This window comes from Roseofilum sp. Guam (genome assembly GCF_017746735.1).
In the GTDB taxonomy this organism is placed as follows: domain Bacteria; phylum Cyanobacteriota; class Cyanobacteriia; order Cyanobacteriales; family Desertifilaceae; genus Roseofilum; species Roseofilum reptotaenium.
Genome location: NZ_JAGHZN010000011.1, coordinates 37,588 through 62,609 on the forward strand (window position 1 = coordinate 37,588; position 25,022 = coordinate 62,609).

The window sequence follows — 25,022 nt, forward strand, 5'->3', positions numbered from 1 at the left end:
CTACTCGAAGATGCAAACGGTGTCTGGTTGAATTGGACAAGTGGGACTTTTGAGATTGTTTCCACCCAGATAAAGCTCTTCGAGATTTTGGAGATTAGCTAAGGGGTTTACATCTACTATCTCATTGTCATTAAGCCTAAGCCATGTCAGATTCTGGAGATTGGCTAAGGGGGTTACATCTTCAATCTCATTTCCACTAAGCCCAAGCGATGTCAGATTTTGGAGATTGGCTAAGGGGGTTACATCTTCAATCTCATTGTCATTAAGCCTAAGCCATGTCAGATTCTGGAGATTGGCTAAGGGGGTTACATCTGCAATCTCATTTCCACTAAGCCCAAGCGATCTCAGATTCTGGAGGTTAGCTAAGGGGGTTATATCTTCAATCTCATTGTCACGAAGCCCAAGCGATGTCAGATTCTGGAGATTGGCTAAGGGGGTTACATCTGCAATCTCATTTTCACGAAGCCCAAGCGATGTCAGATTTTGGAGATTGGCTAAGGGGGTTATATCTTCAATCTCATTTCCATTAAGCTCAAGCCATGTCAGATTCTGGAGACTGGTTAAGGGCCTTACATCTTCAATCTCATTTTCACTAAGCCAAAGCAAGCTCAGATTGTGGAGATTGGCTAAGGGCCTTACATCTACAATCTCATTCAAACTAAGCCTAAGCTCTTCCAGATTATGGAGATTGGCTAAGGGGGTTACATCTACTATCTCATTCAAACCAAGATTAAGGGTTGTCAGATTATGGAGGGTAGCTAAGGGGGTTATATCTTCAATCTCATTCAAACTAAGGCTAATCTCGTTTTTCTGAGCGAGGATTTCTGTAGCCCGATCGCACTCTTCGGTTTCTGCTTGCTCTAATAACACTTGAACGGTATGACGAGCTTCTGGGGTTAAATCGTCTTGATTCAGACACCAATCCGCAAACGTCTTAAAGGGTTCTGAAGGATTTTGAACTTGTGCGATCGCACTGTCAATACTGGCGATCGTTCCCAAAATCAAGACCCCAGAATAGATGATTTGCTTCACGATCGCTTCCTTCTCTGCCTTCACATCAAGCTCTAGTTTAGCCGATCGCTTACTCGCAGCAGGAAAAGAAAATCATGCCAATTCGGTCTATCATTGGTTTCACTCATTAGAGATCTTTATTTTGAAAGTCAGTCTGTTTGAGGCTTGGGCTTTTGAAGCTTAGGCTCAAGTCTCAACATAAACCAGGGCGATAAGTTTAAACCCATCGCCCTGGTTAAGTTCAACTAGCTAGTTGGAGGCTGTAGCGCGAAGTTTTACTGCAGTCTCGACCATGTTGATGAGCGAAGGCTTCACTTCTGACCATTGACGGGTCTTGAGGCCACAATCTGGGTTGACCCAGAGGTTTTTACGCGGGATCACAGCTTCCGCTTTTGACATGAGGTTGCTCATCTCATTGGTGGGGGGTACTCGTGGCGAGTGGATGTCATAGACACCTGGACCGATCTCATTAGGATACTTGAAGTCCACGAAGGCATCGAGCAGCTCCATATTTGAGCGCGAGGTCTCAATCGTGATCACATCGGCATCCATAGCGGCGATGGATTCGATGATGTCGTTGAACTCGGAGTAGCACATGTGAGTGTGGATCTGGGTATCATCCTTCACGCCACAGGCACTGAGGTGAAAAGCCTTAACCGCCCAGTCGAGATAGTTATCCCACTCGCTGTGGCGTAACGGCAAGCCTTCGCGAAAAGCCGGTTCATCGATCTGGATGGCAGCAATTCCGGCGGCTTCGAGGTCTACCACTTCATCGCGAATGGCTAGGGCGATCTGATGCGTGGTGACAGAGCGGGGCTGGTCGTCGCGCACGAAGCTCCACTGAAGGATTGTAACTGGGCCGGTGAGCATCCCCTTCATTGGGCGATCGGTGAGCGACTGAGCATACTCAGACCAGTAGACCGTCATCGGGTTGGGACGGTTGACATCACCAAAAATAATCGGTGGCTTCACGTAGCGAGTACCAAAGCTTTGTACCCAGCCCATGCTGGTAAAGGCAAAGCCTTCGAGATTTTCACCAAAGTATTCCACCATGTCATTGCGCTCGAACTCGCCGTGAACAGGCATATCGACTCCGATCTCATCCTGGAAAGCAACGCATTTAGCGATTTCGTCCTTCAGGAACTGGTCGTAGTCGGCATCACTGAGCTTCCCTTTTTTCCACTGAGCGCGTGCATAACGCACTTCTTTTGTTTGAGGGAATGAGCCGATGGTTGTGGTCGGGAATTCCGGCAGATTCAGCTTGGCATGTTGCTTGGGTTGGCGTTCGACGAAGGTCGAGGCGCGATCGAAATCGCTGGGTTTAACCGCAGCAAGGCGCTTTTGCACGGCATCATTGTGGATGCGCTTGCTGGACTTCCGGGAAGCAGCGGCGGCACGGTTGGCTTCAAGCGTTTCTTGACTTCCGACTTCACCGAGAAGCTGCCGGAGTTCGGTGACTTCCGTGAGTTTCTCGTCGGCAAAGGCTAGCCAGCTTTTTAGCTCGTCATCAAGCTTCCGTTCGTTTTGCAAGGTAACGGGCGAATGCAGAAGCGAGCAGCTAGGGGCGACCCAAAGCCGATCCGCACCAACAGCGGCCTTGGCCTTCTTCAAAACTTCTAGTGAAGCATCGTAATTGTTCTTCCAGATATTACGGCCTTCGACGATTCCGGCGGAGAGAATTTTGTTCTGTGGGAAGGAGGCTAGAACACTGTCGATGTCCTCTGAACCCCGAACGAAATCAAAGTGCAATGCATCAACCGGCAACGCGAGGTAGTCATCAAGATTATCTCTCACACCACCGAAATAGGTGGTTACGAGTAACTTAGCGGAACCTTTGGCCTTGCAGAGGCGATCGTATGCTGCTTTCAAAGCATGGCGCTGTGCGTCGCTAAGATCGGTGGAAACAATCGGCTCATCGAGCTGTATCCATTGCGCTCCGGCGATCGCCAGCTTGTTGATAATCTCTTCATAGAGGGAGAGAAGGCGATCGAGGAGAGTCAACGGATCGAAATCTGGGTTGCTAGAATCGAGTACCTTGCCTAGGGAGAGGTAAGTTACGGGGCCAATGAGTACCGGCTTCCCATTCATCCCCAGCTCCTTAGCTTCCGCGAACTCATCGAAGACTTTGGTGCTGCTCAGGGAAAACTTCGTGTCCGCCCGAAACTCAGGCACGATGAAGTGGTAATTCGTATCGAACCACTTGGTCATCTCGCTGGCGAAAGTGGAAATTTTGTTGATTTGGCAGTCCTTCTCGTCTTCAACCAAAGAAGCGCCGCCTTCCGTACCACGAGCGATGGTGAAAACGGTGTTGATATCCGTCTGCCCACCTTGCCATTGGAAGCGCGACGGCACATTACCAAGCAGGCAACTCATGTCTAGCACTTGGTCATAAAAGGAGAAGTCATTGACCGGGATCAGATCGATTCCGGCAGCCTGTTGCTTCTTCCAGTTGGTTTCGCGCAAGGTCTTGCCCGTAGCGAGCAGCTCAGAAAGAGGCAGGTTGCCTTTCCAGTAGGCTTCTGTAGCCTTTTTCAATTCACGCTTGGCTCCAATGCGAGGGTATCCCAGCGAATGTGTTTTGATAGGGGTCTTATGGCTGTTACTCATAGAACTTGTCTCCGATGTGAGGGTATTCGAGCAAATTTCTTTTGCTGTTTTCCTGGTTGCTCATGGGCATGAAAATTATGGTATCAGCCTTGACCGATGAATAAAAATGGTATTTACTCATGGAATAATGAGTGAAATTCATGGAAAGCTGATGACATTTCTCGAACGCAGCCACCTTGAGATCGTCCGCGCGGTTGAACTGCATGGGACGATGACCGCCGCCGCCAATGCGCTACACCTGACACAATCGGCTCTGAGCCACAGTATGCGTAAGCTGGAAGATCGGATAGGGGTGAAGCTTTGGTATCGGGAAGGACGCAGCCTTCGCCTCACTCCGGCGGGAACCCACTTGCTGGCCACGGCTAACCGCCTGATTCCCCAGTTTGTCCAAACAGAAGAACGATTAGGACAGTTCGCCCGTGGCGAGCGGGGAACCTTACGAATTGGTATGGAGTGCTACCCCTGCTATCAGTGGCTACAGAAGATCGTCGCCCCCTACTTGCGTGCTTGGCCGTTGGTGGATTTTGAGGTCAAACAGAAGTTTCAATTCGGGGGAATTGGGGCACTCTTCGATCGTGAGATCGACTTGCTGGTGACACCCGATCCACTGCAAAAAAAGTCACTGCATTTTGAGCCAGTCTTTGACTACGAGCAGGTTCTGGTGGTCTCTTCGGATCATCCACTGGTCGAGAAGGATCACGTCATCCCCCGGCAGCTCGGTGAGGAAGTGCTTTTCACCTATCCGGTTTCTCGCGATCGCCTAGATATCTATACCTGCTTCCTCGCTCCGGCGGGCAGGACGGTCAGAAAACAGAAAGTAGTCGAGAGTACGGACATAATGCTGCAAATGGTTGCCTGCGGACGCGGAGTGGCAGCTTTACCCCGCTGGCTGGTCGAGGAATTCTCTGAAAAATATCCTGTGCGTGCAGTGCGACTAGGTTCCAGGGGTATCCAAAAGCAAATCTTCTTGGGTGTCCGTCGCACCGATCTCGAAGTTGATTATCTCAATGCATTTATGGAGCTGGCTCGTAATTACAGTGAGCATCCTTGAATCGATGCAGATTGTTGATGAGAAACAGACGGGTAACTATAGTTGATTCAATTAACACTGAGACACTCTAATCTGTCTACAATAACGGTAACGGTATAGGTAGGGGCGAAAAACTTTTCGCCCCTACCTATCCTCCATTAACTTGATAACGTCCGCCGTTTGGTCACCATGCGATAGGTTTCAATCACATCACCGACTTCCCAAGTGGTGAACTTATCAACCCCAATTCCGCATTCAAAACCAGAATTGACCTCTTTGACATCATCCCGTTCCCGACGCAGGGAATCTAGGAAGCCTTCATAAATTAGGTTTTGGCCGCGCATCACCCGCAAGTTACAGTTACGAATGGCTTTACCCGAGAGTACATAACATCCAGCCACTGCTCCTTTACCAATAGTAAATACAGCCCGGACTTCGACCTGGCCAAGATCTTCTTCCACCAGTTCCGGGTCGAGCAGACCTTCCATTGCCCCTTGAATATCATCTAGGAGTTTATAGATAATGTCGTATTCGCGCACATCGACACCGGTTTGATCGGCGGCTGCACGAGCGCCACTGGCAAAGGTAGTATTGAAGGAAATAATCACAGCATTGGAGGCAGCAGCGAGATCTACGTCAGTTTCGGTGACTTCACCTGCCGCAGCTAGGAGAATCCGCAGTTGCACTTCATTTTGAGGCAATTGTTGCAAGGAGCCGAGAATGGCTTCTACAGACCCTTGAACATCGGCTTTCAAGAGTAGGTTGAGTTCCTTAAGTTCGCCTTCTTTGACTTGGGCGCTCAGAGAACTGAGGGTAACTCGACGGGAGGCGAGGGCTTGTTGAAGGCGGGTTTCCCGTTGGGCATCTGCACGGGAATTGGCGATCGCCCGCGCTTCTTTTTCATCCGCCATACATTCAAACTCATCTCCGGCTGAGGGCAGTTCATTGAGACCCAAGACCTCGACGGCAAAGGATGGAAGTGCTTCTTCCACCCGATCGCCTCGGTCATCGATCATCGCTCGAACTTTACCCATGGTTGCTCCAGCCACTACCGCATCGCCGACTCGCAGGGTTCCATTCTGGACCAGCAAGGTGGCTACCGGGCCTCTGGCCTTATCCAAATGGGCTTCAATAATGGTTCCTTTCGCTAGGCGATCGGGATTAGCGGACAGTTCTTCCACCTCGGAGACCAAGATCAACATTTCCAACAGGCCATCTAAGTTTTCTCCCTGAATGGCGCTCACGGGAACCATAATCGTATCTCCGCCCCACTCTTCCGGAACTAAGCCATGTTCCATCAACTCTTGTTTGACGCGATCGGGAGAAGCTCCTTCCTTATCAATCTTGTTAATGGCAACCACAATCGGAACCTGAGCGGCTTTGGCGTGGCTAATGGCTTCAATGGTTTGAGGACGAACCCCGTCATCCGCCGCCACCACGAGAATGGCAATATCGGTAACTTTTGCTCCTCTAGCCCGCATGGCAGTAAACGCCTCATGTCCAGGAGTATCTAAAAATACGATTTGCTGACTATTGTCATCGTGCTCCACATCCACATGGTAAGCCCCGATATGTTGGGTAATCCCACCGGCTTCTGAATCAACGACCTTAGTTTGGCGAATGGCATCCAGAAGCGTCGTTTTTCCATGATCCACATGGCCCATAATCGTCACCACTGGAGGACGGCGATGGAGGTGTTCTAAGTCCTCTTCTTCCAGCATCTGGGTTTTTGTCGCTTCTGATTGGGCAGCCACCGTTTCCACTTCTACGCCCAAATCTTCAGTCACCCAGATCGCCGTTTCCAGATCTAAGGTTTGAGTCACCGTGGCCGCAATTCCCTTAGTAAATAAGCGTTTAACCACCTCAGTTTCGGGAACCACCAGCAAGGCCGCCAAATCGCGCACCATTAATTCACCCTTGAGGGTAATTTTTTCCGGTTTCTCAACTTTCTCTGGCCCTTTATTGGCCATCCGTCGTCCTCTGTGATCCCGATTAGACGATCGCTTCTTGGCGGCGGGTACTCCTGTGGGTTTAGCCGCAGGAGCCGATAATCCTTTCGGTTTAGCTGGACGCACGAGAGAGAGACTCACTTCGGTGGCGTTATCATCATCGAGATCGTCATCGAGATCGTCATCCAAATCATCCTCAATAATCTGAGGACGGCGTTTTTTGGTTACCCCTTTACCGGCTTTAGCATTGGCCTTTTGGCGGTCATCCTCATCCTCTTCCTCTGACCGTTTTTTCACCTTTTTGGTGGGTCGAGGCATGGGCCGTCTTAATTCTAATTCCAGTGTTTCCTCTGGTTCTGCGTTATCTAGAGGAGTAGTTACCAGATCCTCATCATCCATCTCCTCAGTCTTGCCTTTCGTAGATGCTCCCGGTCGTACTGGACGCGGACGCAGAGGATCGGATAATTTGTCCTTATCTCTATTGGCGATCGCCTCAGGTTTCGCCGGCTTCCTCGGTTTAGAACTAACGGCAGTAGCTTCTCCCGATCCTGAGGGGCGTTTTTTACCACCATTGGGTTTTTCCGATTTCCCAGCCTCTCTGTCTTTGAGGATAATCGGTTTGGTTCCTTGAGGTTTTTTCACCTCTCCAGTCTCTGGTTTCGCCTCATTTCCAGAGCGTTTGAGTCGAGGCGGTTTCGGCGATCGATTCGGTTTAGCTGGCTTGGCTGGCGCAGAGGGAGCGCTCACCGTTCCCTCCGTCGTTACTGGAACTGTTTTTGCCTCAACTTTTGAGGGCTTAGTGGGTTGGGACGGGCGAACCGGAGGGCCCATCAATTGAGTTTTTTGATCTGCATCAGGCATGGATGGGGGCGGGGTCACGTCCTTAGAGGGTGAATGGGGAGAGGGTTCAGCACTCTTTTCGGCTGCGGGTTGTTCAGGGGGACGGGAGGCAACGGGCTGTTCCTCAGCGTTCTGCTCAGGGGCAACGGGTAGAGTCGTCGGTTTAGACACTTCAGATACAGGTGAAGGTGAAGGTCGCGATGGAGGAGATTGCAGGGATACAGCATCTTCTGAGGAACTGCGGGGTGCCTCTGGTGTCGAGCCACTAGGTTTGTCTCCCTCAGAAGGATGTCTCCGAATTTCTAAAATTTGCTGTTTTTTCTTAATCGGTTTTTCACTCCCCTGGGATTTGGAGCGATGATGAGTCGGTTTTCCCGCTGGTGTTTCGCTGGGGGGATGTTTTTCAGCCCAAGCGCGAATCCGCTCGGCTTCCGATTCGGATATGGTGCTGCTATGACTTTTGTAGGTGATATTCAATTGATCGCAAAGATTTAAAACGTAATGATTGTCCAAATTCAATTCCTTGGATAGCTCGTATATTCTGACTTTGCCGTTGTTCATCCACACTTGCCTCGTCTGTGATATCTACTGGTTTTTACATAGTGGCCTGCCTTTCGACGACAACTACAGGGACAGAAGGGATCGATCGCCACTCGGTCGATCAATACTTCTTTATTTAATCTTGCACAAATTGTTAACCAACTGGAGGGATTGTTAGGATTTTTAGAAATCTCGCTACCCAATGAGTTCAAAAACCGGGTTTTATGGCTCAGATTTGGGGAGAGATGACGGGGGGTTATCCACTGCCTGTAAGCGAGACCATAGAGCTTCATAAACCGATGGCGCAACAGAAGCTCTGAGAGATCGCCCTAATCGATTCTTTTTTTGAGCTGCTTTTAAACAGTCCGCTTGTGGACATAAATAAGCCGATCGCCCCATTCCCCGATCCAATTGGATTTTACTATCTGGATAAACCCGGACAATTCGCCAAAAGGCTTCTTTTCGATCGACTTTTCGGCAACTCACACAACGCCGTTGATTCGGCTCCATTCCCTCTCCCTCATCTCATCTTATTGACCCCTAGGGTTTCTTATTCTCCTCTATTCTTGTGTCATTGGATCGTCCTCCTCTAATTCTACTAATTCTGAGTCTTCTGAGCGCTCTTCCTGGAAGTCTAAAGTCGAGTCTTCTGGGGCGACTACTGTCTCTTCTTCCTCTGAGGATGCCTCTAATGGCTCATCCATCTCCTCTGCTCCATGGCGAGCCTCAATAATCGCGGCTATCTTCTGATGTTCAGCCGTGGCATCATAGAGCGCTCCATCTTTAATATCAATTTTCCAGCCCGTTAATCGAGCCGCTAAACGTACATTTTGTCCCTCCTTACCAATCGCTAAACTTAACTGATCTTCGGCTACTAATACATGGGCTTGTCGCACTTCAGGGTCAATTAAATAGACCGCATCCACCTGGGCTGGACTTAGAGCATTAGCAATATAGGTTGCTGGATCGGGAGACCAACGGATCACATCAATTTTTTCGCCCCGCAGTTCATTAACCACCACCTGGATACGCGATCCTCGCGCCCCAATACAAGCGCCTACTGGGTCTACATCCCGTTCTAAAGTATCCACCGCAATCTTGGTTCGCGGCCCCACATAACGAGAGGGGGGATTGGCTTCCCGCGCGACGGCCACAATCCGTACCACCTCATCCTCAATTTCCGGCACTTCATTTTCAAACAAATAGACGACCAACCCGGCATCGGCACGGGAGACCATCAACTGGGGGCCGCGATGGGAACCCGATCCCACCTTTTTCAGATAAACCTTAAATGTGGCATTCGCTCGGTAATTATCATTAGGCAACTGTTCCCGTTTGGGTAACTCAGCCTCCACTTCTGGCTGTCCATAGCCACTGCTAACGGCTAGAACCACCGATTGGCGCTCAAAGCGTAGTACCCGCGCCTGTAATACTTCTCCTTCAAGGTCTTGAAATTCCTCTTGAATCAGTTTACGCTGCTGATCTCGTAATTTTTGCGCCAAGACCTGCTTGGTTTGAATGGCGGCCATGCGACCAAAGTCACCCTGATCGGGAGTAACATCCAAAACAACTGTTTCACCGATTTGGGCTTCATCCACTACTTCTTGCACTTCTTTGAGGGAAATCTGATGGTCGAAATTACTTACTTCTTCCACGATCACCTTAGTGCAGAGAATCCGAAACCCTTCTTCATCGAGATCGAGTTCCACCTCAAAATTATCAAAATAATCTTCTTCAAAGCTTTTCAGGTGAGCGGCTCTACGATAGCGTTCATACCCCTTCATCAGAGCTTCTCTCAGGGCTGCTTGAACAGCACTTTTGGGTAAGTTTCGTTCTTTGCTGATACTCTCGATTAAATCTTTGAGTCTAGCCAATTCAACCATTGACATTGTTAATTATTTTCCTTTGTTCTAAGTGTAAATTTGAGATTACCCTCTAGGGAGCGAGTTCATCGTCAGCAAAACTCTACCCAACGAATGACATCACGAGGGATAGCAATATTGCGGCCTTTTTGGTTCAGATACACTGTGGTTTCATCGCGACTATTGAGTGTACCTTCCCATTTAGATTTGTCCTTATAGGGGGGATCGGTCATAACGATCGCCGGAAATCCCTTAAAGGCAATAAAGTCGCGGTCCGTGATGAGGCGTTTGGAAATACCCGGACTGGAGATTTCCAAGACATAGGATTGGGTAATCAGTTGACTGTCCTCTAGAGCGGCTTCTAGGAAGTGACTCATTTGTTCACACTCATCTAAACCCGTATCTTGATCCGGGTTCCGAATATCAACCCGTAATACCGGTGGATTTTGGTTGGTTTGGAAGGTAGCACCAACGACTTCCAACCCCAGTTTTTGAGCGACTGGGGCGGCTAACTCTAGGAGTTGTGGGATTAAAGGATGAACCATAATACACCATGTACTGCCATAAAAAAAAGCGGGTTAGTTCCCACTCAAGCGTCTGAGATTGGTTTAGGGAGGGATCGTTGTGGCGATCGCCCTTAGCCATAGACTGGAGGTTGCCTCACCTAATGGTGAGGGATCTCTTTTCTCTCCCTGGGATTAGGGTTCAGGGGTTGAGGAGAAAAGATAGACTTTCTTCAATACCAAGCTGAACGTTCAAAGAAATCACTTGACTCTAGATTGCAGAGAAAAGAGTGTACTTTCCCCATCAAGCACGGTCAAACTCTATTATAGCGCTATACGCTAGGGAATAGGGAATAGGCAATCGATTCGCTCAAGATTGTGCAAATTTTGGAGAGCGGCTTAACGTTTCTTGCTTTTTTCCAGACGTTTGGTTTCCTCTAAAATTTTCTCAATGTCTTCTTCAGCTAGGCGTTGCACATAGTTAATCTTAAATTCTTCCAAGAAGGCTGTTACTAGAGACTCCAGTTCTTGGGTGGTATGTTTTTGTTGCAATTCGGCACTGAGAGATTTACCAAAACTTTCTGCCAATTGACTCATTAATTCTGCGCCTACCGTATCATTTCTAATGGCTTGATACAGATTTTGGGAGCCTTCAGCAATCAAGCGGGAAAGTTGCTCGGAGACCTGTTGACTAAATTGGCTAGGCAATTGGGCGAGTGGGGGAATATTTTTGATGTTTTGATAGAAGGGAGTCGCTTCAGCCACTTGCTCAATATTGTGGTTGATAATGTCTTGGATTTGCGGTTGCAGTGTGGGTAAGACTTGGCAGATTACCACTTCGGTTAATCGATGGGTAATGGCTTCAATTTCATTAATATCATTCAGATCGATATATTCACGGTTGGCTCCTTCAAAGAGTTGTCGCGCTAGGGAACCACTCCGAATTTCATTTTCCAACTGATTAATCACTCGAATAATAATGACTTCAGTCAGCTCACCTGCAATGGTGGCAACAAATCCTCGACTCAGTTGGATACGAATGGGTTCTAAATTAATTAGTTTAGCTTGATGGAGACGGATGGTAACGGGAATAATGCGCAACCACCGAAAGAGGGGTACAAACAGGAAGATATCATACCATCTCCAGAGCATGGCATCGGTCAAGGTAATGGTATCGTGTTTCTGACTGATGTATAGGCTGCGAGCCAAAAATTCGACTAAGAATAGAAGAGCAAAGGGGAAATCGAGGGCAGCAAATAAATTCGTATATCCTCCAGTTTCATCAATGGAGCGATAATAGTTGCTAGCCATTAATGGAGCGATTGTAGCATTAAATAGCTCAACTTGATCTTCTGAGCTAACTAATAGATTTTCTGCTGTCCAAAACTGATTAAATGCATCCTTAGCAGAGTCTTCCTCCATATGATCTCGCATTCGGTTTTTGATTTTTTCCAAGGTTCCGCTTTTCTCAGCTCCCTGGAACGGATTTTGATTAATCATTTCTTCACTCAATTCTCGCAATTGAGCTAAAAGTTGTTTAGAGAGGGGAGAGCTATAACCGGTTTTCTGAGCCTGTTTTTCTAGCTCATGAACCACTCGCAAGTAGTTCTCGGTATCGCGGTTGCCTTGAATACCTTTGATGGGATCGTACCAAGCCGTAACGGGAGAAGAATCGATTGAATCGGAGAGAATGGGGACTTTAATGATAAATCCGACGAAGGGAACTTGAATGGTTCCTTGCAACCAAAAGTTTCGCAGTTGGATATAACTGAGGTCGAAGGCAACCAAGGCTAAATTAACGGTGGCGATCGCGACCATGATTCGTTCATACCATAGAGCGATCGCTCCCCGTTTTTTTCGTGCTAACCGTTCCAGAGGATTCATAACTGAAGGGTTCTACTACCGGTTACTAAACTCAGGAGGCGCTATTTCTTCCAGAATCGTAAACCGGACATGATTTAACGCTAAATCTCCCACAGAGAGCTGTTCTCGGTCTACAGGTTTTCCATCTAAGCGGATGCGCTCAAAGGGAATTCCTTTGCCGATTTCAATATGATACCAGGCTAACCCCATAAAAAAACGGGACAAGTGATTACCATCTTCCATATCATCGGGATTGGATTCCATGGGAACCCAGCCGATACTGGGAATATAAAACTCTAACCAAACATGGTTATAATCTGGCTCTAGGGGAACGTTTTTGTATTCAGGACTAGCGGGGCATTTATAGCGACCAATGGTACGGCAGGCAATGCCATTTAAGCGTGCGAGAGCGAGTAAAACGCCGACATATTCACCACAAGATCCTGCCCCTCTGGAGAGAACAATGTCGGGGGTTTCTATTTTGGTGGTTAGTCGATAGGAGAGGCGATCGTAAGCATAATTGCGCAACGAAATCATGCGCCGTAAAAAGTTAGTTTCTCCACTGACTGCTTGTTGAGCGGCTTCCCGGACGATCGCCGTATCCATGGCTAGATTATCATCATCAATCAGGTAGCGCTGTTGTAAGTCTGGCTCTAAGGTGGGGATTTTTTCTACATCCAAAGGTACAAGGCTATATTTGATGCTGTAAACTTCGATTAAGGCTTTCCAACCAAAAATTCGTTTTTCGTAAGGTTTCAGGTGGTCAAAGTTAAAAACAGCAACGTTTTGCCCTTCTTGAATTTCTTCGGTAAACTCTAAACCGATCGCTTCTATAGAGCGTACTTTTTGCCGCGCTGTTTCTGAAGGCAGAGCAATTCGCCATTGTAAATTCTTCAATTCAATGGCATCGAGGGGAGAGAGTTCTTCGACATAGGACATCTCGATCAGATAACCATTGGAGAGACTATAATAGCCGTCGGGATTATAGGAATAGTAGAGGGGATGAATAAAGGTGCGATCGCGCCAAGCTAATTCTAGGGGCGGATCGGAATTGGGGTCATCGCGGATAAAGGGTTTTTCACTGGCATAGGAAACATAGAGTAATTCTTCTGAGGTGGCTGGATCTTGATAAAACACCAGTCCCGTGGGACTATCAAAGGGCGTTAAGAAGCTAAATTGAATCTCGCCAGTTGCCCGATCCATACAATAAACGGTCTGTTCTTCCTTGTCTGCCACCCAAAGCTCCTCATGGCGGATTGTTAGACTTTCTACTCCAACGCCTGGGGGACGCAACTGGGTAATCATCCGCCCTTTATCGTTAAACACTTGGATATAACAGCCTTCCTTACAGGAAACATAAATGGTTGTTCCCCAAATGGCAATTCCTTCAGCGCGGAAGGGCAAAGTGGCAAATAAGCGGGGACGAAAATCGTCTAGGGAACACGCATAGACACTATGATCGCGGGTAAACCAGAGGGTGTTCTCCCAAATGGCTAAACCATTAGCATATTTGATTTCAGGGAGTTCATTGGGGTTGAGGATCGTTGTATTATCATTTTTGGCATCAATGTGGAGAAGATAACCGCGTATGGAGTCTAGGGAAAGTAACTTAGACTGATAAGAGGTTAATCCTCGGAGATCGTAAACTCCTATGGGTCGAATCGTGCGGTGAATCATAGTGATTATGCTGCGGTAATCGAGTTTTACATGAGTCATCAAGGGTTGTCTTCATCCACTAGCCCCCCTTCGGCTACGCTCAGGACAAGCAGGGCGGCGCTTCTCCGGTGGGAGAAAGGGAGTAGAAGTCCCTCTTCCGTGGGAGAGAGATTTAGGCAGAGGTGGACTTGAACAGGAATCAATTAAAAATACTATATTCTGGTTGTAAGGGAAATTTATGACTAGGCAAGCGCTGTTTTTGGTCAATACTCATTCACGACGGGGGAGGCATTCTCGCGAGGAGGCAATGACCTATTTGGAACATCATGGATTTGAGTTATTCGCAGTTTCTCCTTCAAATTATCAAGAATTACCTCAGGTGATTCGCAAGTATGGCCCCCAGATGGATTTGGTGATTATTGGCGGAGGCGATGGTACCCTAAATGGGGCAGTGGATGCTCTGGTGGAGATCCAACGACCTTTAGGTATTTTACCGATGGGAACGGCTAACGATCTGGCGCGAACGTTACAGATCCCATTGTCAATTCCGGCGGCTTGTCGGGCGATCGCTACGGGAAAACTGCATCAAATTGATTTAGGCTGGGTAAATGGCAAGTATTTTTTTAATGTGGCTAGTTTGGGATTAAGCGTGAAGATTACGGATGGTCTCAGTAAACAATCTAAGGGACGTTGGGGAATTTTAGCCTATGCGATGTCGGCTCTGAAGGTGTTGACTCAATCTCGTTTATTTGATGCTGAAATTCGAGCGGGGGAAGAGTCCCATAAGGTGAAAACGATTCAAATTGCGATTGGTAATGGTCGCTATTATGGAGGAGGAATGGCGATCGCTCATGATGCGGCGATCGACGATCAACGCCTCGATCTCTACAGTTTAGGATTAGAACATTGGTGGCAAATTCTAGCTATTTTTCCTGCTCTTCGCCAAGGTCGCTATCATACTTTGCCGGGGATATTATCCCTCAATGGTACAGAAATGCAGGTTTACACCCGCCATCCTCTCCCCATCAATACGGATGGCGAAATTACGACTACTACCCCCGCTCACTTCCGCGTCATTCCTAAAGCTTTATCGATTTTTATTCCCGGGCCGAAACCACAACTGACTCACCAAGTTTAGGTTGGTGGGTAATGGGTTATGGGTAATTGAAAGGTAACGAAACTGATCCTATTGAACCCATCTCTCGAAGTAAATAAGCTATAAGCAGAGACATCGTGGAGGAGGGCGGGTTTACTTGCAATAGTTGTCAGTCTACAAGATTTGGGTATAACCCGCCTCTACAGATCTCTGTAGCGTAAATAAATAGATTTGATATAACCCGATTTAACCCAATCGGTAGGGAACTTCAAGATCCTGATGGACAGGAGTACACTATTAGAAAAACGTCAAGATTTAGATCGCAGCGATCGGGAGTTAATAATGGATCTAACAACCGTTTTTTTACAACGATTAGAAAGGGACGTAGAAGCGGCTACTCAACAGGCTGTTGAACAAGCTGTTGAACAGGCTACTCAACAGGCTACTGAACCGACTACTCAACGAGTAGAGCGGATGATGGTAGAGAGCATGTTGCAAGTGAAGTTTGGGGAAATTGACGATCGCCTAGCCCAAATTATCGATCCTTTGATGGAGCGATCGCCTTTAGAGAGAACAGAAGCCATTATGAAGTTGTCTCGGCAAGAGCTACTCGATCGCTACAGCGGTCCGCGCGGTAATGGGTAATGAGGTATAGCGCTGCGCGCTAGGGAATAGGGAATAGGTTATAGTTGATAGGTTTCAGTATTAAATCATGTCCTAATATCAAATCTATTTATTTACGCGACAGAGATCTGTAGGGGCGGGTTATACCCAAATCTTGTAGACTGACAACTATTGCAAGTAAACCCGCACGAACCCACAAATCTACCGAGAAAGAGCTGTCTTCCCGACAAATTTCTCATAGCTTGCACTCAGCTCTTCCACCGCTAACTCATAAAACTCTTTGCCATGTTCTGGAGTCGCTAACGCAGGATTTGACCCCATGCGACCATCAGGATAGTGGCGACGGAATTCTGCTGGGGTAGTGATGGGGTGACCTTTGCCGACTTCTGGAGACAGGGGCGCAGTTTTAATAGAGTCGGGATAAACATATTGAGTCAGTGCTACTTCGCTCGGTGTCGCGTGAGACCCTTCTTGATCGCCATACAACTCTTGGGCCCGTTTATAGACACTGCGACACATAAACCAGTTGGCTAAATGGCAGGTAACTTTTCCTTCCGGGTCGATATTTAATTGGGCTAGATGGGTATAAACCTCAGAAAAGGCCGCTTTCATGGGAGCCATATTGCCCCCATGACCATTGATAAAGAAGAATTTCGTAAACCCCGCTTGGGCTAAATAGGTGATATAGTCCTTAATCACCAAAATCAATGTAGAGGGTTGGAGGCTCATGGTTCCGGGAAAAGCTGTGTGATGGAGAGCCATGCCAACATTAATGGTAGGGCCAACTAGGGCATGAGTTTTTTCACCGACTCCTTTGGCGATCGCCTCTGCACAAATCGCATCTGTACCAATTAATCCCGTTGGCCCGTGTTGTTCCGTCGAGCCAATGGGCAAAATTAAGCCTGTAGAGGTTTTAAGGTACTCTTCAACTTCTGGCCAGGTGGAGAGATGGAGCAACATGAGACTAAAGGGCAGATAGGGCATCCTCTAGGGTAGCAAACTCTCCAGATTCCGGGAAGAAGATTGGCTCAGACCCAAAAAAATTTGCTCAATTTAGCAAATTTGCCCAAATTGTATGGTTCTATGGCTAGAATAAGCGATAACATTTGAGAAGCCCAATTATAAAGCCACATATCACTAGCCAATTATGCTACATCGCAAGATCTATCAACTCTGCTCCGAGGGTCGTGAAATCTGGATTTTCTTGCGAGACCAGCAACGCTGGATAGAACGCGCCCGCGTTCTAGAAATCGAAGGAGATTTAGTCACGATTCGGTATGAAACAGAAGAAGAGGATGAGATCTGTGCTTGGGAAGAAATGGTTCGCCTAGAAAGCATTGGTGCAGTCACCCAAAAGCTCTCTAATTTCCCCAAGGGCAATAGTGAATTCCTGGTCTCGGAAGAGTGCCCAGAAGCGGAACAAATCCAGCCACACCCGGAATCAAACTCTGATTAACGCAGAACGCATCTCAACCCTAGCGATCGCCCCTCGGCCTAATACGCTATCATTCACAACTGAAAACCTTAAATCATAATCACAAGACGATGGATATTAAATTGGTTTTAGTCATTCTTACTGTCATCTTTACCGTAACCACCTTATTTTTTGGCACCAAGAACGGGTTCTACGATTCCGACAACTACCACGGTAACGGTTCTGCCCATTAAATTATCCGCAGGGTGGGCCGGGCAACAGTTGTATAATTTGAATACTATCGCTCATTCTCTTGCCCACCTTACTGGCGTGTCAACTCTTGGTTACCCTTGAATGCATTCCCTACGGTACCGGTCAATCTGGGGATGGAGTCTGTCTACTGGTGCGGATGGGCCCCTATCGTATCCTGCTTGACTGCGGTTTACATCAGATAGACCCCCTTCGTTCCATTGAGCCACCGGATATCGTATTCTGTTCCCATGCCCATCCTGACCATTGTCGCGGGCTTCCCAGTTTATCGCTTCAGTTTCCCGATGTGCCGATTTATGGCAGTGAAGTCACCCGGCAACTCCTCTCTCTACATGGACTAGAAGCGGAAACTGGTCAGGCTTTAGAGTGGCGATCGCCCCAACTGCTCAAACCCCATCTAAGCGCCGAACTCTATCCCTGCGGTCATCTGCCTGGAGCCGCCTCCTTGCTCCTCACCTACACCGCTCCAGAACGCCGCTACACCCTCTTCTACACCGGAGATTACTTTTCCTCCAACTCCCGGCTTGTGGAACGAATGAGGATTGAAGAAGTCCGGGGACTGCAACCGGATGTGCTGATTATCGAAGCCAGTTATGGAACCGCTCGTCATCCCAACCGCCGTCATCAAGAAAACCATCTGGCTTCGCGAATTTACACTATCCTGAAGCAGAAAAAATCAGTATTGCTACCAGTTCCCGTTCTCGGTCTTGGTCAAGAATTGCTGATGCTGCTGCGCTCTCACCATCAGTTTACGGGGCAAGATATCGATATTTGGGTGGATGAAACCATTGCTAGAGGCTGCGATGCCTACCTAGAGATTTTGCCCCATCTGCCCAGCAATGTGCAAAATTTTGCCCAACATCAATCCTTATTTTGGGATGAGCGCGTCCGCCCCCAATTGCGTCGCCTTCCATCCGATCGCGACTCAGGTCAACTGCCCCGATATCCCTCTATCGTTGTTTCCCATCGCCAATCGAATCTCCAGCAGTGGCTTGAACCTAACCCCGATTGCTGGTTAGTCTTACTCTCTGAACATGCTGAAGATACAGCCCAATTGATCGAAAGCTTAGACAAGATTGAAGGTGTAAAACTTGAAACCTATCTGTTTTCCCAACATTGTGATGGTTTAGGAACCACCCAACTCATTCATAATATTCGTCCCCAACACATTATTTTTTTCCATGGCAGTTCTTCTTATCTAGAAGATTTAGCCGGTTTAGAAGAACTGCAAAATCGCTATCATCTCCATTGTCCTCAAGCGAATAAACGAGTAGAATTACCTATCGGTGAGACCTTCATTCAACCAGCCGCTCCCGAAACCCATTATGAAGGAGAATTAACGGAATTAGAGACCACGGTTCAGATTGAGTTACCCGAACCCATTACCCGCGATCGCCGTTGGCAACACTTCAGCGACACCGGCATTCTGGAAGCCCGTTGGCAAGGAGAAGAGTTAGTGATTCGGGGCCTGTCTCAACGGGAATTGCTAGACCAAGGGATGCCCAAAATGCCAGCCAATCTCGATTGTTGTGGCAACTGTGCCCATTATCGGGGACATCGCTGTTGGAACCCAGCCTCGGCCCTGTTTGAATTTCGCGTTAGTCCCGATGGCTTGTGTCCTGTCTTTGCCCACCACCGGGTTGAATAACTCTCTATCGCTAAAGTTTCTCTCCTAGAGGTATGTTAAGAGAGAACTATTAATGTTAAAATCAGTAACAAAGATAAGATCGTTACTTACAAGGAAACCAAAGAAATTATGGGTCGTGTTGGGGTTTTACTCTTAAACTTAGGTGGGCCGGAAAAACTAGAGGATGTTCGCCCGTTCTTATTTAATCTATTTTCCGATCCAGAAATTATCCGATTGCCGGTGACCTGGTTACAGAAACCCCTAGCCTGGTTTATTTCCAGTAGTCGCTACAAGAAATCTCAAGAGAATTATAAGCAAATTGGTGGCGGGTCTCCATTACGTAGAATTACGGAAGAACAAGCACAAGCCTTAGAAGCAAGTTTAGCTCAAAAGGGACAAGAAGCGAAAATATATGTAGGAATGCGCTATTGGTATCCGTTTACGGAAGATGCGATCGCCGAAATCAAACAAGATAAAATCGATCATCTAGTCATTCTGCCCCTCTATCCCCAGTTTTCCATTAGCACCAGTGGTTCAAGCTTCCGAGTCCTAGAAAAACTGTGGCAAGAAGACCGGGTACTAGGAGATAACATTAAATATAGCCTCATTTCCTCCTGGTACGATCGCCCCGGCTATCTCCAAGCAATGGCAGACTTAATTGCCCAACAATTAGACCAATTTGAACACCCCGATCGAGTACATCTGTTTTTTAGCGCCCATGGCGTTCCCGTCAGTTATGTTGAAGAAGCAGGCGATCCCTATCAAAGAGAAATTGAAGCCTGTACATCCCTAATTGTCAAAACTCTTAACCGTCCCAATCCCCATACCCTAGCCTATCAAAGCCGCGTCGGCCCGGTGGAATGGTTACAACCTTATACAGAAGATGCTCTAGAAGAGTTGGGAGAAAAACAAGTTAAAGATGTGCTGGTGATTCCCATTAGCTTTGTGAGCGAACATATTGAAACCTTACAAGAAATCGATATTGAATATCGAGAAGTCGCTGAAGAAGCCGGAATTACCAATTTCCGCCGCGTTCCTGCTCTCGATACCCATGCCGGATTTATTAATGATTTAGCTGACTTAGTGATTGATTCGCTCAACTCTCCGAGTCAGAAATTCTCGGATGTTGTGCGTCCTTCCGATCAGTTGAAAATGTATCCTCAAGAGCGCTGGGAAATGGGCATCACCACCAGCGCTGAGGTCTGGAATGGTCGGTTAGCGATGCTGGGCTTCATTGCCCTACTGGTGGAATTGTTTAGTGGTAAAGGCATTTTACATGCGATCGGTATTTTGTAGTGCCTTGTTTCATCTAATGTGATGCATTAGATTTTGTTTGTAGTGAGGGCTTGAGCAATCTCCAGCTAGGCTTTTAAACACTAAAGTGCTTACTACAAACAAAGCCCTATTTTAGGTGAAACAGTCCACTAGGTTTGTTGTTGCGCTTTAGCGCTCAGAGCTGCCATAGCGCTAAAGCGCAACAACGAAGGAAATCTAATGCACCATTTTAGTTCTGTCACCTGCGATCGCAATGACAACTATTTAACCCGATTTGATATTAATTATTCATTATTAATTATTCATTATTAATTATACTCATGCACCCTCTAGACACGGTAACCATCCATCAATTTCGAGGACTACGAGATTTAGAACTCAAAGATCTCGGACAGATTAATCTCCTGGTTGGGATGAATAACTGTGGTAAAACCAGTGTTCTAGAGGCACTACTTTTGTATGCCAATCCCCTAGATATCAAAACTTGGCTGACATTATCCAGACTCAGAGAAGACGCAGTTAGAAGCCCCAGTTCAAGATTTGAAAGTCTGCAATGGTTATTTCCGAAACATCCTCAAATACCTGAAGCAGAATCAGACCCAACAGGAATTAAAATATCAAGCCAAGGTTCTTTAGCAATTGAAGAGGTAATTATTAATGATCGAAATAGAGAAGAAATTAGCTTGTTTCCTAAAACTGAACTTGTGACTCCTGAAGATACTTTTGCAGAACATGAAAAAGGATTTCAAGAAATAAACTCTCAATTAGAAATTAAAATAAATATAACAGCAAACTCAAAATCACCTAAGTTTAAGGTTGTAATTCCTCTAGGAGTAGGACGAATAATTATCTTTTCTGATACTGGAAAAATATTTCCTTTGGCTGAAACACAAAAGCAATTGAACACATGGAAACTATTTTCATTGCCAATTGCTATTATAACCTCTGAGTCTCATCGTTCTAACTTTGGCCAGCTTCGCCTACTCTCAAAAGCAAACTTTGAAAACTTTAAGTCCGATGTCATCGGCTTACTGAAAATTATGGATGATGATATTGAAGATTTAGAAATATTGATCAATCCCCAAACGGTAAGCAATCAAGCCAGTATTTACATTCAACATAAGAAACTCGGACTTACTCCTCTAAATACGTTTGGCGATGGAGTTCGTCGCTTATTACATATTGCTCTACAACTTCCGAGAGCAAAAGATGGGATTTTGCTGATTGATGAATTAGAATCAACCATTCATACCGAAGCCTTAGAAGATTCGTTTCAATGGCTAGTGGATGGGTGTAAAAAAATGAATGTGCAGCTTTTTGCTACCACCCATAGCTTAGAGGCGATCGATAATTTATTAGATGTCACAGAATCTGATGTTGATTTAGTCTTCTATCGTTTAGAACAGGGCCATAATAAAACAAAAGTGACCAGACATCCTAGGGAGCGATTAAAAAGACTTCGAGAAAATTTAGGTCAGGAGGTACGTTGGTGACGCAGAAATATGCACTGATTGGAGTTGAAGGGAATCACGATCAGGCATTCATTAGTAAAATACTCAGAAAAATTTTAGGCTTCAAAGAATTCTTTGGTAATGAGCAGGATCTCGATCGATTTTGGGAAAAGTTTGTCCCTCGATATCCTCCCAAGCAAGGCAAACTTTATATTAGATTAGATATGCCGACAATTTTACTCAAGGATACTCTTTCTGTGGCCATCTACGCGGGTGGTGGGAGCAATTTATCGATTAATTTAGAAGATAAGTTATCGAATATGGATTACGATCGACTTTGTGCTTTTGCAATTATTGCTGATGCGGACAACGATCGACCTGAAACCGTTGCCAAAAACTATTGTAATGATTTCCGAGAGTTTTTTCCTCAATTTCCTGATACTCCAGGAGAAGTTAACTGGAGTGGGATAAGAACGGGGATTTTTGTATTGCCTAACAATGAAGAGCAAGGCGTTTTGGAAACTGTGTTGTTAAAATGTGGTGAGATAGCGTATCGAGATTATTTGCAAAGGGCAAACGATTATATCGATCGCTTTTCAGAAGAAGAACGCAAAAAACTCAAATGGAAACCTTTTGATCGAGAAAAAGCCATTATTGCCACAGTGGTTAGTGTTCTCAAACCAGGTAAAACCAATCAAACCAGTATTTCTGATAATCAATGGATTAGTTCAGAAACGGCTGAGTCCGTTGAAGACTTGCAAAAATTGGTCTCTTTTTTAGAGGATTTGTTAGGGTTAAAGAACGATGATGCAAGTGCCTGATGGGTTCATTCCCGATCGCCTGCCGTTTTTGCAAGCCATTTGCTGGCAGATCCAAGATATCCATCGCTTCAGTCCCCAAGAAATGCTACGCCGCTATGAGCAAGGGTGGCATTATCGGGGCGTTTTGGCGGATATTGATCGCCAGGAAATGGCGTTTATCCGCTCCTTAGTCAAAGAGTATGGTTCTTGCTTAAATTCTATGTTTTCAGATCGACAGCATCAGAGGATTGTACAAATTTTGCATCAACTGCGGGCGGATTTTCTGCAAAAGTGCAACGTTTATTTTGGAGGAGGAACCTTATTAGCCTTGATGTATGGTGAATATCGCCAGAGTCAGGACATTGACTTTCTTTGCTCAGATCGGCAAGGATATCGGCAATTGCGTGAAGCGATTTTTACCCAGCAATATGCAGCTCTATTTAAGAATACAGAAGGCTTAAGTTTTCCTAGGGAAATTAGAGCCGATCGCTACGGGGTTCGGTTTCCCATTATGATTGATGACGTAAATATTCGCTTGGAAATTGTTTCTGAAGGACGCATTGAGCTAGACGATCCAGACACCCTAGAGTGGTGTCCCGTGCCTTGCTTGAGTTTAGTCGATCGCGCAGCAGAAAAGTTGTTAGCCAATAGCGATCGCTGGATGGATAGCTCCGTACTCTCTAGAGATCTGATTGACCTAGCTATCCTCGCCTACCATGGAGACTTACCCGATCGCAGCTTTATCAAAGCAGAAGCAGCGTATCCGGTACGAGAACCCTTGAAACGGGCGATCGCCGCTTTCCGGGAATTGGCTGATGGTGGCGATCGATATTACCAAGCCCTACAGATCCAAAACCCCACCCAAATTAGAGAAGGTTTAGGGCAATTGAGCAGGGTTTGTTAATTATGAATCGGTTCACCGGAACCGGGGTGATCGATCAAACGAGTCAAGCGCTCCAGACGCTTTTGATTATTTTCCGTAACGCCCTCACCCTCAGGTTGTCCTGTGAGGGTAAAAATGGCATTTTGTCGATCGCAGACTCCTTGAATATCGGGAATACACGCCACTTGAATCTTATGCTCCAAGGTTAAAACTTGGCCGGTTCGTGTGCTTTCTTCAACTGTCCTTTCCAGGGTGGCGACTCTGAATAAGTGTTGCGCTCCCCTATGCATCAAAGCATCACTAATACTATTCAACCGTTCGGAAACACTGGCGCAACGTCCTTGAGCTGATAAGTTGGTATTTTTTTCGGTTCTTGTCGTCGTCACTATGGAATCTTGCCCCAGAAAAACTGGGTTTCCATTACCGTCAACATCCCATACCCTGCGATCGTGCCAGATAATCAACGGATAGGTTTTCGACTTTAGGTTCATGACCGTTTGCCACTGCCCTCCACTCTGGCGACAGACAAATTTTTTACCCATTTGCTCAATCAACCGAATCGCCTCATAAGCAGCTACAGCATTGCCTTGTTTCCAATAGAAGCTGGCAGCGGTGCGTAAATCAGAGACTGCCCCCTCCGAGTCTCCCATGGCATCGCGGGCTAAAGCACGGCCTTGATAAGCTTGGGCATACTCACCGTTGATGGCGATCGCCTGATTAAAATAAGTAAGGGCTTGTTGATAATTGTGCTGTTCTAGGGAAGTTTGCCCCGTATTGTATATATTTTGGGGGACACTCCGATCCATTTGGGCAATCTGTGACGTTATACTTTCCCCTTGAGCCGCTTCAGGAACCACACCCCCCAGAGTTATTAGGGTTACAGTGCCAGCTAAAACAGAAGAGAACCAGTTGAGGATAGGAAACTTAGCAATCATAAACTTTTTCCGGGTAATAGCGTAAGCAAATCCCGTAGGGTGCGTTCACAAAAGTGCAGGGCACCCTACTCTATCTAAAGTTTACAGCGATCGCCAATAGAATACTTAACGATTAATTATTCCCTAAAATATACCCACACCTACTAATCCCAGTTTCCAAAATCCATTCAATTGAGCCTGGGAATCCAGACTCACCGAAGAAGTAGACGGAGCCTCTTGAATTTCAAAAACCCCTCCTTGGGTAATATCTTGCACTCCAACTGTGAGGGCAAAATCTCCCTGATTCCGATAAGCGGGGTTTTTAATCAGGAGTACCCCATAATTTTCACTATCAACACTTCTGGATTTAAAAAATGCCCATCCCTGGGTCAACGCACCAAATCCACCAATGGTGGCAATGCGCGGTATGGGATAGGATTCTCCTTCTGGGGCCCATAATAAGGGTTGATCGCCAGAAACCAAATCATCTAAAGACCAGGTTTGAGTATTCTTAAACGTAGCTTCAAAATCTGAGATGGCAAAATAGTCTACATCTTGAATCGTTCGATAGGGTTCGGAATCATCATAACTGAATTGACCTTGCCCAATTACCTCACGCCTCGTCCCAAAAAATTGCATCGTTAGGGTGATGGTCTTCGCTTGAGCAACCGCTTGCCCTATGATGAAATTAGAGCTAGTTAGAGCAAGGGTGAGAGCAAAAATAGAGAAGATAAAATTAGAGCGTTTCGTTGGTTTGTTCATAGGGCTAGTTTAACTAAGAGAGTAAATCCTGCGATCGCGGTTAAT

General features: G+C 46.6%; 21 protein-coding genes. 10 read left to right on the plus strand and 11 right to left on the minus strand.

Features of this window, described 5'->3' with window-relative positions; translation table 11 throughout:
• Entirely contained in the window at positions 1-1,032 is a 1,032-nt protein-coding gene (locus tag J7529_RS05455; RefSeq protein ID WP_318728146.1) for a leucine-rich repeat domain-containing protein, read from the minus strand.
• Between J7529_RS05455 and J7529_RS05460 the strand changes: the two genes are divergently transcribed.
• A complete protein-coding gene (locus tag J7529_RS05460) occupies positions 1,019-1,195 on the plus strand; it encodes a hypothetical protein (RefSeq protein WP_318728147.1) in 177 nt (58 codons plus the stop codon). The genes J7529_RS05455 and J7529_RS05460 overlap by 14 nt on opposite strands.
• Positions 1,196-1,260: 65 nt before the next feature.
• On the opposite strand, the gene metE is transcribed toward J7529_RS05460, so the two are convergent.
• Complete coding sequence (gene metE, locus J7529_RS05465; RefSeq protein WP_318728148.1) at positions 1,261-3,618, minus strand: 5-methyltetrahydropteroyltriglutamate--homocysteine S-methyltransferase; 2,358 nt, start codon at positions 3,616-3,618, stop codon at positions 1,261-1,263.
• Between the two features lie 127 nt (positions 3,619-3,745).
• Here metE and J7529_RS05470 point away from each other — a divergent pair, with 127 nt between their 5' ends.
• Positions 3,746-4,669, plus strand: a complete 924-nt coding sequence (locus J7529_RS05470; RefSeq protein ID WP_318728149.1) for a LysR family transcriptional regulator — start codon at positions 3,746-3,748, stop codon at positions 4,667-4,669.
• A 137-nt stretch (positions 4,670-4,806) separates the two neighbouring features.
• On the opposite strand, the gene infB is transcribed toward J7529_RS05470, so the two are convergent.
• The 6 genes from infB to J7529_RS05500 form a co-directional block, all read right to left on the minus strand.
• Positions 4,807-7,998, minus strand: coding sequence for a translation initiation factor IF-2 (gene infB / locus J7529_RS05475; RefSeq protein WP_318728150.1), 3,192 nt, complete (start codon positions 7,996-7,998; stop codon positions 4,807-4,809).
• Between the two features lie 201 nt (positions 7,999-8,199).
• Positions 8,200-8,487, minus strand: coding sequence for a YlxR family protein (locus J7529_RS05480; RefSeq protein ID WP_318728151.1), 288 nt, complete (start codon positions 8,485-8,487; stop codon positions 8,200-8,202).
• A gap of 50 nt (positions 8,488-8,537) precedes the next feature.
• Entirely contained in the window at positions 8,538-9,866 is a 1,329-nt protein-coding gene (nusA, locus tag J7529_RS05485) for a transcription termination factor NusA (protein WP_318728152.1), read from the minus strand.
• A 65-nt stretch (positions 9,867-9,931) separates the two neighbouring features.
• The gene (gene rimP, locus J7529_RS05490) at positions 9,932-10,384 is read right to left on the minus strand and encodes a ribosome maturation factor RimP (protein WP_318728153.1); all 453 of its coding nucleotides are present in this window, start codon (positions 10,382-10,384) and stop codon (positions 9,932-9,934) included.
• Positions 10,385-10,741: 357 nt separating this feature from the next.
• A complete protein-coding gene (locus J7529_RS05495) occupies positions 10,742-12,226 on the minus strand; it encodes a hypothetical protein (RefSeq protein WP_318728154.1) in 1,485 nt (494 codons plus the stop codon).
• Between the two features lie 15 nt (positions 12,227-12,241).
• Positions 12,242-13,882, minus strand: coding sequence for a transglutaminase domain-containing protein (locus J7529_RS05500; RefSeq protein ID WP_318728155.1), 1,641 nt, complete (start codon positions 13,880-13,882; stop codon positions 12,242-12,244).
• A 217-nt stretch (positions 13,883-14,099) separates the two neighbouring features.
• Here J7529_RS05500 and J7529_RS05505 point away from each other — a divergent pair, with 217 nt between their 5' ends.
• On the plus strand, positions 14,100-14,999 hold the full coding sequence (locus J7529_RS05505; RefSeq protein ID WP_318728156.1) for a lipid kinase: 900 nt from the start codon (positions 14,100-14,102) through the stop codon (positions 14,997-14,999).
• Between the two features lie 237 nt (positions 15,000-15,236).
• Positions 15,237-15,602, plus strand: coding sequence for a hypothetical protein (locus tag J7529_RS05510; RefSeq protein ID WP_318728157.1), 366 nt, complete (start codon positions 15,237-15,239; stop codon positions 15,600-15,602).
• Positions 15,603-15,782: 180 nt separating this feature from the next.
• On the opposite strand, the gene J7529_RS05515 is transcribed toward J7529_RS05510, so the two are convergent.
• The gene (locus J7529_RS05515) at positions 15,783-16,541 is read right to left on the minus strand and encodes a creatininase family protein (protein WP_413038816.1); all 759 of its coding nucleotides are present in this window, start codon (positions 16,539-16,541) and stop codon (positions 15,783-15,785) included.
• 187 nt (positions 16,542-16,728) lie between these two features.
• On the opposite strand from J7529_RS05515, the gene J7529_RS05520 reads away from it, so the two are divergent.
• The 6 genes from J7529_RS05520 to J7529_RS05545 all read left to right on the plus strand — a co-directional run bounded on the left by J7529_RS05520 (position 16,729) and on the right by J7529_RS05545 (position 23,322).
• Positions 16,729-17,037 (plus strand): DUF6679 family protein, encoded by a 309-nt coding sequence (locus J7529_RS05520; RefSeq protein WP_271937384.1) that lies wholly within the window; start codon positions 16,729-16,731, stop codon positions 17,035-17,037.
• 271 nt (positions 17,038-17,308) lie between these two features.
• The gene (locus tag J7529_RS05525; protein ID WP_318728159.1) at positions 17,309-18,913 is read left to right on the plus strand and encodes an MBL fold metallo-hydrolase; all 1,605 of its coding nucleotides are present in this window, start codon (positions 17,309-17,311) and stop codon (positions 18,911-18,913) included.
• Positions 18,914-19,021: 108 nt separating this feature from the next.
• Positions 19,022-20,188 (plus strand): ferrochelatase, encoded by a 1,167-nt coding sequence (hemH, locus tag J7529_RS05530; RefSeq protein WP_318728160.1) that lies wholly within the window; start codon positions 19,022-19,024, stop codon positions 20,186-20,188.
• A 299-nt stretch (positions 20,189-20,487) separates the two neighbouring features.
• Positions 20,488-21,660, plus strand: coding sequence for an AAA family ATPase (locus J7529_RS05535; protein ID WP_318728161.1), 1,173 nt, complete (start codon positions 20,488-20,490; stop codon positions 21,658-21,660).
• On the plus strand, positions 21,657-22,439 hold the full coding sequence (locus J7529_RS05540; protein ID WP_318728162.1) for a DUF3226 domain-containing protein: 783 nt from the start codon (positions 21,657-21,659) through the stop codon (positions 22,437-22,439). The genes J7529_RS05535 and J7529_RS05540 overlap by 4 nt, the downstream gene beginning before the upstream one ends.
• Complete coding sequence (locus J7529_RS05545) at positions 22,423-23,322, plus strand: nucleotidyl transferase AbiEii/AbiGii toxin family protein (RefSeq protein WP_318728163.1); 900 nt, start codon at positions 22,423-22,425, stop codon at positions 23,320-23,322. The genes J7529_RS05540 and J7529_RS05545 overlap by 17 nt, the downstream gene beginning before the upstream one ends.
• Here J7529_RS05545 and J7529_RS05550 read toward each other — a convergent pair.
• Together J7529_RS05550 and J7529_RS05555 are read right to left on the minus strand one after the other, a co-directional pair.
• On the minus strand, positions 23,319-24,236 hold the full coding sequence (locus tag J7529_RS05550; RefSeq protein WP_318728164.1) for a hypothetical protein: 918 nt from the start codon (positions 24,234-24,236) through the stop codon (positions 23,319-23,321). The genes J7529_RS05545 and J7529_RS05550 overlap by 4 nt on opposite strands.
• A 123-nt stretch (positions 24,237-24,359) precedes the next feature.
• On the minus strand, positions 24,360-24,977 hold the full coding sequence (locus J7529_RS05555; RefSeq protein ID WP_318728165.1) for a hypothetical protein: 618 nt from the start codon (positions 24,975-24,977) through the stop codon (positions 24,360-24,362).
• Positions 24,978-25,022 lie beyond the last annotated feature (45 nt).